This is a genomic window from Mycobacterium liflandii (assembly GCF_022354805.1).
Lineage (GTDB): Bacteria > Actinomycetota > Actinomycetes > Mycobacteriales > Mycobacteriaceae > Mycobacterium > Mycobacterium marinum.
The window spans coordinates 1,393,049-1,406,657 of record NZ_CP023138.1 but is presented as its reverse complement, the minus strand read 5'-3'; the positions used below and the strand labels follow the sequence as shown (position 1 = coordinate 1,406,657).

Below are 13,609 nucleotides of genomic sequence, written 5' to 3'. Positions count from 1 at the left end.
CAGCAGAAAGTGGTAGAGCGTATCCCGGCTATGACGGGGAAAACAGATGGTCGCAAGCGGCGCTGGCACCAACACAAGGTGGAGCGGCGCAACGAGCTTGTCGACGGCACGATCGTCGCGATCCGCCGACACGGCCGCTTCCTGAGCATGGATGAGATCGCGGCCGAGATCGGGGTCTCCAAGACGGTCCTCTACCGCTACTTCGTCGACAAGAACGATCTGACGACCGCGGTGATGATGCGCTTTGCGCAAACCACCTTGATCCCCAACATGGCGGCAGCGCTGTCCTCCAACCTGGACGGCTTCGACCTGGCTCGCGAGATCATCCGGGTCTATGTCGAAACCGTCGCCGCCGAACCGGAACCGTATCGGTTCGTGATGGCCAACAGCTCGGCCAGCAAGAGCAAAGTCATCGCCGACTCAGAGCGCATCATCGCCCGCATGCTCGCGGTGATGCTGCGCCGGCGCATGGCCGAGGCCGGGATGGACACCGGCGGCGTGGAACCGTGGGCATACCTGATCGTCGGCGGTGTGCAGCTGGCTACCCACTCCTGGATGTCGGACCCGCGGATGACCAGCGACGAACTCATCGACTACCTGACAATGCTGAGCTGGAGCGCACTGTGCGGCATCGTGGAGGCCGGCGGCTCTCTGGAGAAGTTCCGTGACCAGCCGCACCCGTCGCCGATCGTGCCCCCACGGGTGGACGACTAGGCAACTGCCTAGCCTCCTACCAGGCACCCGCGATATCCGCCGGATACCGGCGTGGGTTCTGTACCGCTGTAAAGCAGCTACCATTCATGGGGGCAACCGGGGGGGCACGCCAGCGTGCGCTGAGCTAAGCCCTGTGGAACAGAAAGGCTCCATCACTATGTCCGTCCAGCTCACGCCGCATTTTGGCAATGTGCAAGCCCATTACGATTTGTCTGACGATTTCTTCCGGCTATTTCTCGACCCGAGCCAGACCTATAGCTGCGCATATTTCGAGCGTGACGACATGACCCTCGAGCAGGCGCAGATCGCCAAGATCGATCTGGCGCTGGGCAAACTGAACCTCGAGCCCGGGATGACTTTGCTGGACATCGGCTGCGGCTGGGGCGCCACGATGCGGCGTGCCATTGAGAAGTACGACGTCAATGTTGTCGGCCTGACGTTGTCGGAGAACCAGGCCGCCCACGTTCAGCAGATGTTCGACCAGATCGACACCTCCCGCAGCCGTCGGGTGCTGCTGGAAGGGTGGGAGAAGTTCGACGAGCCCGTCGACCGCATCGTCTCGATCGGCGCCTTCGAACACTTCGGCCGCCTGCGCTACGCGCACTTTTTCAAGATGGCCTACCAAGCGCTGCCGGCCGACGGAATCATGTTGCTGCACACCATCGCCCGCCCCACCTTCAAGGAGGCCCGGGCGAAGGGGCTGACGCTGACCCACGAAATCGTGCACTTCTCACAATTCATCCTCGCCGAGATCTTCCCCGGCGGCTGGCTGCCAACAATCCCGACGGTCGAAGAGCACGCGACCGCGGCGGGCTTCAAGGTGACTCGGGTGCAGTCGCTGCAACTGCACTACGCACGGACGCTGGAAATCTGGGCCGCCGCGCTGGAAGCCAAGAAGGAAGAGGCCATCGCCATCCAGTCGCAGAAGGTCTACGACCGCTACATGAAGTACCTCACGGGTTGCGCGAAGCTGTTCCGCCAGGGCTACACCGACATCGATCAGTTCACTTTGGAGAAGTAGCCACACCGGCTAGCCGCCCGGTCGCGTTCCGCGGGACGCGATCGGCGGCTTGGCGTTGGCGTTGTCGGGAACGGGCCGTGCGCCGGCCGCATGAGCGCTTGCGAGTGTCTTGGTGTATCGCGCCGCGGCCCCGCCGCCCCAGCTTGACCCGTCTGACACCCCCCAATTGACGCAGAAACGCCCGACGGAATCATCCGCCGGGCGTACCGCGTACTTCCAGGTCTGGGTGACCTACTTGACCAAGGTGAACTGCCCCACGTTGCTGATGCCCTTGCGGAAGAAGTTCTCGCATCCCGTCAGGTAGTGCATGTACTTGTCGTAGATCTCCTGGGACTGCATGGCGATGGCCTCTTCCTTCCTGGCCTCCAGATTCGCCGCCCAGATGTTGAGCGTCCGCGCGTAATGCTGCTGCAGCAATTGCGCTCTTTCAACGGAAAATCCGGCCGCCTGCGCAAAATTGAAAATATCTTCCTGCGCCGGCAACTGTCCGCCGGGAAATATCTCTTGGCCGATGAATCGCATGAATCGGACGTCACTCATCGTCACCTTGACGCCCATCTCATGAAACTGTTTCTGCGTATAGGTGAGAATCGTGTGCAGCAGCATCCGGCCGTCGTCGGGGAGAATGTCGTACGAGCGCTCGAAGAAGGCCGCGTAGCGCTCCATCTTGAACGCTTCGAAAGCGCCGATGGTGACGATGCGGTCGACCTTGTCCTCAAATTCTTCCCATCCCTGCAGCCGCACCTCGACGGTGCGCTCGGTGGGAATCTTGGCCATCTTGGCCTTGCTGTACTCGAATTGATTGCGACTCAGCGTGATACCGATGACGTTGACGTCATACTTCTCTACCGCCCGCTGCAGCGCGCCGCCCCAGCCGCAGCCGATGTCGAGCAAAGTCATCCCGGGCTCGAGGTTCAGCTTGCCCAGCGCCAAGTCAAACTTCGCGTTGGACGCCTCCTCCAGCGTCATGTCGTCCCGCTCGAAGTACGCACAGGTGTACGCCATCGTCGGGTCTAGAAATAGCGCGAAGAACTCATCCGAAACGTCGTAGATTGATTGCGATTCTTCGTAAAACGGCCTCAGCTCGGTCATTCCGGAAAACTACCTCTCATCTGTCGATCCGGGGCAAATACTACCCGATGTTCAAAACGCCTGTCACACGACTGCAACGACGCCACCTCAGGGCTGTGACCTTCATGTGAGCCGCATGTGAGGCAGCTGAAAATTTCAGTAGGTATAAAAGCCTTGGCCCGACTTCTTACCCAACTGACCCGCCTCTACCATGCGTAACAACAGTGGCGGCGGACCATAATGCGGTTCCTTGAATTCCTCAAACATCTTGTCGGCAATCAACTTCAGGGTATCCAAGCCGACAAGATCGGAAAGCCGCAGCGGGCCCATTGGATGAGACAGCCCGGCAACAACCGCTTTGTCGACGTCTTCGACGGTAGCGAATCCGGCCTCCACCATGCGGATCGCCGACAGCAGATACGGCACCAGGAGTGCGTTCACCACAAAGCCGGAGCGATCCGAACAGCGCACCACCTGTTTCCCGAGCACCGCGCTAGCAAACTCCTCGGTGCGAGCCACGGCGGCTTCGTCGGTGACCAGCGTGCTGACCAACTCGACCAGCGGAAGCACCGGTACCGGATTAAAGAAGTGCAGCCCCAGCACTCGCCGCGGATTCTTGGTGGCCGCGGCAACCTTCATGATCGGGATGCTCGACGTGTTCGACGCCAGCACCGCGTCAGGATCGGTGACCACGCGGTCGAGGTCGGCAAAGACCTTCGTCTTGACGGCCTCGTCCTCGATGATAGCCTCGATCACCAGCTGCCGGTCGGCCAGGTCATTCAGGTCGGTGGTGAACGTCAGCCGGCTCAGGGCGCGGTCACGCTCACGCTCGGTGACCTTGCCTGAGCTGACGCCACGCTCCAGCGACTTGACGATGCGGTTGCGGCCCGCGGTGATCAACGCCTCGGTGGTCTCGAACACCGTGACTTCGACGCCGGCACGCACCGAGACCTCCGCAATGCCGGATCCCATCTGTCCGGCACCGACAACCCCTACTCGCTGGATTGCTGCATCGCTGCCCATCTATTTTCTCTCCCGCGAATCGATTTTGTGACGCATTACAATAGGCCCCGCCCAGGTTGGCTGGGCGGGGCCTACGCTGTCAACTTCCCTGGCGAGCAGACACAAACTCACATCAACTGCGCTGCAGAAGTGCGAGTCTGCGTCTGCTCGGCAATCAGTCAGCTCAGTGGAACTGGCCCTCTTCGGTCGAACCGGCAAGCGCGGTGGTCGACGAGGTCGGGTCCACCGTGGTGGCGATGCGGTCGAAGTAACCGGCACCCACCTCACGCTGGTGCTTGGTTGCGGTGTAGCCGCGCTCCTCGGCGGCGAACTCCCGCTCCTGCAGCTCGACGTAGGCCGACATCTGGTTGCGGGCGTAGCCGTAGGCCAGATCGAACATCGAGTAGTTCAGGGCGTGGAAGCCGGCCAGGGTGATGAACTGGAACTTGAAGCCCATCGCACCCAGCTCCTTCTGGAACTTGGCGATGGTCTCGTCGTCGAGGTGCTTCTTCCAGTTGAAGGACGGCGAGCAGTTGTAGGCGAGCATCTGGTCGGGGAACTCCGCCTTGACGCCCTCGGCGAACTGCTTGGCCAGCTTCAGGTCCGGGGTGCCGGTCTCCATCCAGATCAGGTCGGAGAAGGGCGCGTAGGCTTTGGCGCGGGCGATGCAGGACTCCAGACCGTTCTTGATCCGGTAGAAGCCTTCCTTGGTGCGCTCGCCGGTGATGAACGGGCGGTCCCGCTCGTCAACGTCGGAGGTGATCAGGGTGGCCGCTTCGGCGTCAGTCCGGGCGATGACCACGGTCGGGACATCGGCAACGTCGGCTGCCAAACGGGCCGAGGTCAGGGTCCGGATGTGCTGCTGGGTGGGGATCAGCACCTTGCCGCCCAGGTGGCCACACTTCTTCTCCGAGGCCAGCTGGTCCTCCCAGTGCGAACCGGCGACACCGGCGGCGATCATGGCCTTCTGCAGCTCGTAGACGTTGAGCGCACCACCGAAGCCGGCCTCACCGTCGGCGACGATCGGCACCAGCCAGTTGTCGACCGAGCGGTCGTTCTCGACCTTGGCGATCTCGTCAGCGCGCAGCAGCGCGTTGTTGATACGACGGACGACCTGCGGCACCGAGTTGGCGGGGTACAGGCTCTGGTCCGGGTAGGTGTGGCCGGAAAGGTTGGCGTCACCGGCGACCTGCCAACCCGACAGGTAGATGGCCTTCAGGCCGGCACGCACCTGCTGGACGGCCATGTTGCCGGTCAGCGCGCCCAGCGCGTTGACGAAGTCCATGTCGTGCAGCTGCTCCCAGAGCACCTCGGAGCCGCGACGGGCCAGGGTGTGCTCCTCGACGACGTGGCCCTGCAGGGCGACGACGTCTTGCGGGGTGTAGGTGCGGGTGATGCCCTTCCACCGGGGGTTGTGGTCCCAGTCGTGCTGGATCTGCTCAGCGCTCTTCGGGGTGCCAACGACAGACATTGGACGGCTCCTTTTACGGTCACTACATTGCTTTTTACGGTCACTACATTGCTGAATTTCTGAGACCACCACCGCCGGGCGGCGGCCTAGAGAGCTTCTAGAAGACATCTAGAAAGTTCTCCGTGGGCTCAACTTCACTCGTGTGCTAACACGACCATGACATAGCCCATTCCCCCTGGTCCACCCATTTCACTTGCAAATTTCGGCTACGACTTCCGGCCATTTTGCAAAGCTTGCGAAGTCGGGTGATTACTGAACCGTTACAGAAGCTACCCGCCAGTAACTAAAATTCGCAGGTCAAAGGGGATTTACCCGTACGCTTGTCCGGTTAAAGCGAGAAGAGTCCGGCGACGGCTTTCGTCTCGTCGCCAACCGCATATGTGAGAGTTGTAACAGTGCGGTCGGTCAGGCCCGGGCCGAACTTATCGGTGGAGCCGGCCGGGTGAACGTGCGAAATGATCTCGAGCTTGTCGCCCAGCGCGACCGGCGCCTCGTGCTCGATGGTGACTCGCAGCGGCGCCTGCAGCAACTCGCTGTGGCAGGCCAGGTAGTCCTCGATCACGCTCCAGTACACGGAGTTGTTCATGTGATCGAACAGGTCGATGTCGGTGACCCGGACCGGGAACTCGTGTATCTCGGTTGCATCGTCGCGGCTACCGGGCTTGAGGTAGCCCTTCCAGCGAAGCCGCTCCACGGCGGTGGTCTTGTGCAGACTCGCCAGGAAGTCGTCGGCAATGCGCGCCGGCATCTCGGTTTCCTTATTAACGTGGATCCAGAACGCCTCCGACTCGATCAGCCCGCCTTTGCGGCCATCGATGCGAACACGCATCTCACACCACCGGTTGGAGGTTCCCGAACACCAACGCCGACACCGCAGCATGTCCTGGAATTCGATGGGGCGGATCAGGTCGACCATGGTGCGCCGAACGATCCAGAGTGGATGGGTTTCCTCGAAACCCATCTCCCGCAGCTGGTCTTGACCGATGTCCTGGATGTGCCGGCATGCCGCGTCCAACCGCAACCTTCCGGTGCGGTTGATATCGCCGACGCGCAGCGGCCACTCACGATCGAACACCGAGGGGTGACCGTCCGGCACCGGCATCATTTCTTTGTCCAGGCTCACGGCTTAACTCCCCGTTTCCTCCTAGCGTGAACCCCAGCTAATCCCTGGGAGTCTCGTTGCGAATCATGCCAACGACGCACCGGAAACACCAATCGACTACCTGTCCCCGTCGGCGTGCCAACTCTGCTAACCAGGCCTTCACATGACCCGACCTGTCTCACTAGGCTCGCTTGCGTGTCCAAGACGTTCGTCGGCTCGCGGGTCCGCCAGCTCCGTAACGAGCGGGGCTTCAGCCAGGCCGCGCTCGCCCAGCTACTGGAAATCTCGCCGAGCTACCTCAACCAGATCGAGCACGACGTTCGCCCACTGACGGTCGCGGTGCTGCTGCGCATTACTGAGGTATTCGGAGTCGACGCCACCTTCTTCTCCTCGCAAGACGACACTCGGCTGGTCGCCGAGCTACGCGAGGTGACGATGGACCGGGATCTGGACATCAGCGTCGACCCGACCGAAGTCGCCGAAATGGTCAGCGCGCATCCCAGCCTGGCCCGCGCGATGGTCAACCTGCACCGCCGCTACCGAATCACCACCGCACAGCTGGCCGCCGCTACCGAGGAGCGCTACTCCGACGGCAGCGGTACCGGGTCGATCACCATGCCCCACGAAGAGGTGCGCGACTACTTCTACCAACGCCAGAACTATCTGCACGAGCTCGACGCCGCGGCCGAGGATCTGACAATCCAGATGCGGTTGCACCATGGCGATCTGCGCAGCGAGCTGACGCGCCGCCTCACCGAGGTGCACGGCGTGCGAATCACGAGACGGATCGATCTGGGCGACACGGTGCTGCATCGCTTCGACCCCGCGACCAAGACGCTGGAAATCAGCAATCACCTCGCCTCGGGCCAGCAGGTGTTCAAGATGGCCGCCGAGCTCGCCTATCTCGAGTTCGGCGATCTGATCGACGCCATGGTGACCGACGGCAAGTTCACCAGTGATGAGTCACGCACGCTGGCGCGCCTCGGACTGGCCAACTACTTCGCCGCGGCCGCGGTACTGCCCTACCGCCAGTTTCATGACGTCGCCGAGAATTTCCGCTACGACGTCGAGCGGCTGTCGGCGTTCTACTCGGTGAGCTATGAAACCATCGCGCACCGGCTCTCGACGCTGCAGCGACCGTCGATGCGCGGCGTCCCGTTTTCGTTCATCCGGGTCGACCGTGCCGGCAACATGTCAAAACGGCAGTCCGCCACGGGTTTTCACTTCTCTTCCAGCGGCGGAACCTGCCCGCTGTGGAACGTCTATGAGACCTTCGCCAACCCGGGCAAAATCCTGGTGCAGATCGCGCAGATGCCCGATGGCCGTAACTACATGTGGGTGGCCCGGACCGTCGAGCGTCGCGCAGCCCGGTATGGTCAGCCGGGTAAAACGTTCGCGATCGGGTTGGGTTGCGAACTTCGCAACGCGCACCGGCTCGTCTACTCGGAAGGACTCGATTTGTCCGGCGATCCGAATATCGCGGCCACGCCGATCGGCGCCGGTTGCAGAGTCTGCGAACGCGACAACTGTCCCCAACGGGCATTCCCCGCCCTCGGGCGCGCACTCGATCTCGACGAGCATCGCAGCACCGTGTCCCCCTACCTGGTGAAGCAGCCATGACGGGGGACCAGGTCGCGCGCATCCCGTCGGGCGGCATCCGCCAGCTCGGGCCCGTCAACTGGGCGCTGGCCAAGCTGGCCGCCCGTTCGGTCCGGGCGCCGGAAATGCACTTGTTCACCGCGCTGGGCTACCGGCAGTACCTGTTCTGGACTTGGGCGATCTACTCGGGGCGTCTGCTGCACGGACGGCTACCGAGGATCGATACCGAGTTGGTGATCCTGCGGGTAGCGCACCTGCGGTCCTGCGAGTACGAGCTGCAGCATCACCGCCGGATGGCGCGCGCCGCCGGGCTGGACGCCCAGGCGCAGGCCACGATCTTCGCGTGGCCTGACGCTCCGCAGGGAGACGGCCCCCGAAGGGTCCTCAGCTCCCGACAACAGGCGCTGCTCACTGCCACCGACGAACTGATCAAGAACCGATCGGTCACACCCGCCACCTGGGAGCAGCTCGAGATTCATCTCAACCGCCGCCGGTTGATCGAGTTCTGCCTGCTGGCAACCCAATACGATGCGTTGGCGGCGACAATCACCGCGCTTGGCGTACCGCTGGACAACCCCCGCTAGGCCGTCGCGCACAGCAGCAGCAGGCGCCACAAGATGGGACCCGCGTGCCCACGCGACTCGGTTACCGGTCTCATCTACGCCCTGGTAAATTTCAGCACCCCACGACAATTCTGACGCTGCGGCGCGAGGGAGACCCGTTCTCGCACTACGCCGTTGCCTGGTAGGCGTCGCTTGATCTTGCGTTGGTCGTGGAGATGTTCAGTGGCGGATCAAATTTCGGGAGGAATACTGTGACAGCATCCGTCTGGATGGCTTCGCCGCCGGAGGTACATTCGGCGTTGCTCAGCGCGGGACCGGGCCCCGGGCCCCTGCACGAGGCCGCGACGGCATGGACGGCACTTTGCGCCGAACACACCTCGGCGGCAGAAGAACTCACCACCTTGCTGGGCGGGGTACAGGCCGCAGCATGGCAGGGGACCAGCGCGCAGAGCTATGTCGACGCGCACGCGCCGTACTTGGCGTGGCTGACCACCACCAGCGCCGACTACGCGGCGACGGCGGCCGAGCACGAGGTGGCGGCCGGGGCCTACACCAGTGCGCTGGCTGCGATGCCGACACTGGCGGAGCTGACCGCCAACCACACCACCCACACGGCGCTGGTCGCGACCAATTTCTTTGGGCTCAACACCATCCCCATCACGCTCAACGAAGCCGACTACGCGCGGATGTGGGTCCAAGCGGCCACCACCATGAGTGCCTATCAAGTCGTCTCGGGCACGACGCTGGCCTCGATGCCCCACACCACACCAGCCCCGCCCATACTCAACACCCAGATCCAGGGCTCCGGCGTTGTTGATTAGCAGGCTTGTGAGCTGGGTTGATGATCTTTGGTGCCGCGCTATTGGGGCCGGAGTGTAGGCACGGGCTATCTGGAGAACGATCGAGTTGGTTACTGTTCGTCGTTGGTCTGGAGTTGCCCGTGCCTACCGTTTCAGTATTGCCTGTGTCGTCGGTTCCAGAGGTGTTCGACCGCTGGAGTCCTGGTGAGCGCAGCGAGCTCATCGGATCGGAGTTTCTCGATGTGTTGGTCTCGGTGCCAGACCCGAGGGACCCACGCGGTCGGAGGTATTCGCTGATGGCTTTGTTGGCGATCGCGGTTCTGGCCACTGCCGCGGGGATGCGCGGCTATGCTGGTTTTGCTACATGGGCGGCCACCGCTCCCGATGATGTGTTGGCCTAATTAGGGGTCCGGTTCCGGCGGCCCAGTGAGAAGACCTTCCGCGCTGTTTTGTCTCGGCTAGACCCCGCCGACCTCAACGCCAGGATGGGCAGTTACTTCACTGCACACGTGGCCAGCAGCGACCCCAGTGGATTGGTGCCGATCGCGTTGGACGGCAAGATGCTGCGTGGTGCTTTACGCGCCAAAGCGACAGCCACGCATCTCGTGTCGGTGTTCACCCACCGTGCCCGATTGGTGCTCAGTCAACTCGCTGTCGCCGAGAAAAGCAATGAAATTCCCTGCGTACGTGCCCTGCTCACGCTGCTGCTGGGTAGCTTGCGGTGGCTGGTCACCGTGGATGCGATGCATACCCAGGTCGTCACCGCGAAGTTGATCTGCGCCACCTTGAAGTCGCACTACCTGATGATCGTCAAGTCCAACCAAGCCAAAATACTTGCGCGTATCACCGCGCTGCCCTGGGCCGAGGTGCCCACAGCCGCTACCGACGACTCCCGCGGCCACGGCCGTGTCGAGACCCGCACCCTGCAAATCATCACCGCTGCACGAGGAATCGGCTTCCCCTACGCAAAACAAATCATCCGGATCACTCGTGAACGCTTGATCACCGCCACCGACCAGCGCAGCGTGGAGGTGGTCTATGCCATCTGCAGCCTGCCGTTCGAGCACGCCCGCCCTACCGCGATCATGACCTGGATGCGTCAACACTGGGGAATCGAGAACAGCCTGCACTGGATACGCGACGTCACCTTCGACGAAGACCATCAAAGGGCACATACCGGAAACGGCGCACAGGTCCTAGCAACGCTACGCAACACCACGATCAATCTGCACCGCCTCAACGGCGCCGACAACATCACCGAAGCCTGCCGGATCACCGCTTTGACCGCCAACCGCCGCCTAGACCTCCTCAATCCACAATTCCCCAGCTCACAAGCCTGCTAATCAACAACGCCGGAGCCCTGGGGGGTGAGTGGGTTGCCCCGGCGCGGGGCCGTTACTTCGAAGACCTGACCCCGGTGACCGGCCAGCCATTTTGCGAGATACCGCGCTCTGATGAGGCCGATGTCGAGATGGCGCTCGACGCCGCACATGCGGCGGCCCCGGCCTGGGGCAAGATGGCCCCGGCCGAGCGAGGCGCGATCCTGAACAAGATCGCCGACCGGATCGATGAAAACAGGGCCGCGCTGGCGGTGGCCGAAGTCTGGGACAACGGCAAACCGGTCCGAGAGGCAATAGCCGCTGACATCCCGCTGGCGGCGGATCACTTCCGCTACTTCGCAGCGGCGATCCGGGCCCAGGAAGGTTCGCTGCCGCAGATCGATCAGGACACGGTCGCCTACCACTTTCACGAGCCGCTCGGGGTGGTGGGGCAGATCATTCCGTGGAACTTCCCGATCCTGATGGGTGCTTGGAAGCTGGCGCCGGCGCTGGCGGCCGGTAACGCGGTGGTGCTCAAACCCGCGGAGCAGACGCCCGCGTCGGTGCTGTACCTGATGTCGCTGATCGGCGACCTATTGCCGCCCGGGGTGGTCAACGTCGTCAATGGTTTCGGCGCCGAAGCGGGCAAGCCGCTGGCGTCCAGCAACCGAATTGCCAAGGTCGCGTTCACCGGAGAGACCACCACCGGGCGCCTGATCATGCAGTACGCCTCACAAAACCTGATCCCGGTAACCCTGGAACTCGGCGGCAAGAGCCCCAACATCTTCTTTTCTGATGTGATGGCCAAGCCCGACGACTTCCAGGACAAGGCGCTGGAGGGTTTCACGATGTTCGCCCTCAACCAGGGCGAGGTGTGTACCTGTCCGTCGCGCAGCCTGATCCAGGCCGACATCTACGACGAGTTCCTGGAGCTGGCGGCGATCCGGACCAAGGCGGTTCGGCAGGGCGATCCCTTGAACATCGAGACGATGCTGGGGTCACAGGCCTCCAACGACCAGCTGGAAAAGGTGTTGTCCTACATCGAAATCGGCAAGGAAGAGGGCGCCAAGGTCATTACCGGCGGCGAGCGCGCCGAACTCGGCGGTGACCTGTCCGGCGGCTTTTACATGCAGCCGACGATCTTCAGCGGCACCAACAAGATGCGGATCTTCCAGGAGGAGATATTCGGTCCGGTGGTGGCGGTCACGCCGTTCACCGACTACGACGACGCGATGGGTATCGCCAACGACACCCTCTACGGGTTGGGGGCGGGGGTGTGGAGCCGCGACGGCAACACGGCCTACCGGGCCGGCCGGGACATCCAGGCGGGCCGGGTGTGGGTCAACTGCTATCACGTCTACCCGGCGCACTCGGCGTTCGGTGGCTACAAGCAGTCCGGCATTGGCCGGGAAGGCCATCAGATGATGCTGGGCCACTATCAGCAGACCAAGAACCTGTTGGTGTCCTACTCGGATAAGGCTTTGGGGTTGTTCTGATGCCGGAGCCGTCGGCACCGTCGGGGGTGGTGATCACCGCGGGCGCCGCTGAATTGCTCGCCCGATTGCAGGACCGGCACGGTCCGGTGATGTTCCATCAGTCGGGCGGCTGCTGCGACGGGTCCTCGCCGATGTGTTACCCGCGCGGCGACTTCCTCGTCGGTGATCGCGACGTATTGCTCGGGACGCTTGATATCGGCAAGCAGACCGGGGCAGAAGGCGTCGCGGTGTGGATCTCCGGTCCGCAATATCAGGCGTGGAAGCACACCCAACTGGTCATCGATGTGGTGCCGGGCCGTGGCGGCGGGTTCAGCCTGGAAGCGCCGGAGGGTATGCGGTTCCTCAGCCGCGGCCGAGTCTTCACCGGCGAGGAGCAGGCGCTGCTGGAAGAGACGCCGGTGATAACCGGTGCCGCCTATGAGCGTGGTGAGCGTCCGGCGGTGCCAGGTGAGGTGGTGGCCGACAACGCGCCGGGTGCGTGCCCGGCCAGTCGGCCCTAGCCGCAGTAAGGTCGTAAGGCGTGATACCCCTTCCACGTGCGTGGCTGCTGACAAGCGCCATGCTGGTCGGTGGCGCGGTCGGGCAATTGGTCGGGGTGGGATCCAGCATTCTGGTTCACACCCGGGTCCGGCCGGACCTCGTTATTGCGCTGGTGGTTGGGATTCCCAGTGTGATTGGCATGTTGGTGATCTTGTTCTCGGGGCGCCGCTGGGTGACGGTGTTGGGCGCGTTCATCCTCGCGTTGGCTCCGGGTTGGTTGGGTGTGCTCGTTGCGATTCAGGTGGCCTCTCATGGCTAAAGACGATCTCGATTCGAACCCGGGAACCGAGCCGTTCGTGCCGGAGTTCGATACCGGTGAACGCTCGGTGCCGTTCGTGCCGGATTTCGATACGGACTCCAAGCCGTTTGCCGGTTTGGCCGCGGTGGTGACGGAGTCGAAGAAGTCATCGGTCGAGCTGGTGGACCTGTCCGAGGTGTCGGCGCCGCTGACAACTCTGGATGGGGATTCTCTGGATGGGGATTCGCCGGCCGAGGGCACCGCTACCCCGGCGCCATCGGTTACCGTGCCGAGTCGGTACGTCTACCTGAAGTGGTGGAAGTTCGTGCTGGTCGTGCTGGGCGTGTGGTTCGGCGCGGCCCAGGTCGGGCTCAGCCTGTTCTACTGGTGGTTTCACACCATCGACAAGACGCTGCCAGTCTTCGTGGTGCTGGTCTACCTGGTGCTGTGCGCGGTGGCCAGCTTGCTGCTGTCAATGGTTCAGGGCAGGCCGCTGATCACGGCGTTGTCGCTCGCGTTGATGTCGGCACCGTTTGCCTCGGTCGCGGCCGCGGCGCCGCTGTATGGCTCCTACTTCTGCGAGCATGCGAGCCGCTGCCTGGCCGGCGTCATTCCCTATTAGGCCACGGGCTGCTGAAGCGCCGCGCCTGCGCCTTCCGGAATATCGGGGGCT

The 13,609-nt window shown here is 62.9% G+C and carries 11 protein-coding genes and 3 pseudogenes; 10 read left to right on the top strand and 4 right to left on the bottom strand.

What is annotated here, in order from left to right; genetic code table 11:
- Positions 1-9 precede the first annotated feature (9 nt).
- Both CKW46_RS06355 and pcaA read left to right on the top strand, forming a co-directional pair.
- Positions 10-714 carry a TetR/AcrR family transcriptional regulator gene (locus tag CKW46_RS06355; RefSeq protein WP_012392740.1) on the top strand — a complete coding sequence of 235 codons (705 nt, stop codon included), beginning with the start codon at positions 10-12 and terminating at the stop codon, positions 712-714.
- 157 nt (positions 715-871) lie between these two features.
- A complete protein-coding gene (gene pcaA / locus CKW46_RS06350; protein WP_011742094.1) occupies positions 872-1,735 on the top strand; it encodes a cyclopropane mycolic acid synthase PcaA in 864 nt (287 codons plus the stop codon).
- 231 nt (positions 1,736-1,966) lie between these two features.
- Here the strand turns inward: pcaA and CKW46_RS06345 are convergent, their stop codons facing one another.
- The 4 genes from CKW46_RS06345 to CKW46_RS06330 form a co-directional block, all read right to left on the bottom strand.
- Entirely contained in the window at positions 1,967-2,827 is an 861-nt protein-coding gene (locus CKW46_RS06345; RefSeq protein ID WP_012392738.1) for a cyclopropane mycolic acid synthase family methyltransferase, read from the bottom strand.
- A 135-nt stretch (positions 2,828-2,962) separates the two neighbouring features.
- Complete coding sequence (locus CKW46_RS06340; RefSeq protein ID WP_012392737.1) at positions 2,963-3,829, bottom strand: 3-hydroxybutyryl-CoA dehydrogenase; 867 nt, start codon at positions 3,827-3,829, stop codon at positions 2,963-2,965.
- Positions 3,830-3,992: 163 nt separating this feature from the next.
- The gene (aceA, locus tag CKW46_RS06335; protein ID WP_015354446.1) at positions 3,993-5,279 is read right to left on the bottom strand and encodes an isocitrate lyase; all 1,287 of its coding nucleotides are present in this window, start codon (positions 5,277-5,279) and stop codon (positions 3,993-3,995) included.
- Positions 5,280-5,607: 328 nt separating this feature from the next.
- A complete protein-coding gene (locus CKW46_RS06330; protein WP_015354445.1) occupies positions 5,608-6,402 on the bottom strand; it encodes an acyl-[acyl-carrier-protein] thioesterase in 795 nt (264 codons plus the stop codon).
- Positions 6,403-6,576: 174 nt separating this feature from the next.
- Between CKW46_RS06330 and ramB the strand changes: the two genes are divergently transcribed.
- The 8 genes and pseudogenes from ramB (at position 6,577) to CKW46_RS06290 (ending at position 13,558) form a co-directional block, all read left to right on the top strand.
- On the top strand, positions 6,577-8,001 hold the full coding sequence (ramB, locus tag CKW46_RS06325) for an acetate metabolism transcriptional regulator RamB (RefSeq protein ID WP_482052965.1): 1,425 nt from the start codon (positions 6,577-6,579) through the stop codon (positions 7,999-8,001).
- Positions 7,998-8,564 (top strand): carboxymuconolactone decarboxylase family protein, encoded by a 567-nt coding sequence (locus CKW46_RS06320; RefSeq protein ID WP_012392733.1) that lies wholly within the window; start codon positions 7,998-8,000, stop codon positions 8,562-8,564. Before ramB ends, CKW46_RS06320 begins: the two co-directional genes overlap by 4 nt.
- A 230-nt stretch (positions 8,565-8,794) precedes the next feature.
- Positions 8,795-9,340, top strand: a pseudogene (locus CKW46_RS06315) (PPE family protein); the annotation flags it as partial.
- 143 nt (positions 9,341-9,483) lie between these two features.
- Positions 9,484-10,686 (top strand): annotated as a pseudogene (locus tag CKW46_RS06310) (ISAs1 family transposase).
- Between the two features lie 17 nt (positions 10,687-10,703).
- A pseudogene (locus CKW46_RS06305) lies at positions 10,704-12,158 on the top strand (aldehyde dehydrogenase family protein); the annotation flags it as partial.
- Positions 12,158-12,658, top strand: coding sequence for a DUF779 domain-containing protein (locus CKW46_RS06300; protein ID WP_012392726.1), 501 nt, complete (start codon positions 12,158-12,160; stop codon positions 12,656-12,658). The pseudogene CKW46_RS06305 and the gene CKW46_RS06300, both read left to right, overlap by 1 nt.
- Positions 12,659-12,678: 20 nt before the next feature.
- Positions 12,679-12,957: a putative holin gene (locus CKW46_RS06295; protein WP_193376252.1), complete on the top strand. Its 279-nt coding sequence runs from the start codon at positions 12,679-12,681 to the stop codon at positions 12,955-12,957.
- On the top strand, positions 12,950-13,558 hold the full coding sequence (locus CKW46_RS06290) for a hypothetical protein (RefSeq protein ID WP_012392728.1): 609 nt from the start codon (positions 12,950-12,952) through the stop codon (positions 13,556-13,558). Before CKW46_RS06295 ends, CKW46_RS06290 begins: the two co-directional genes overlap by 8 nt.
- The last annotated feature ends 51 nt before the right edge of the window (positions 13,559-13,609 follow it).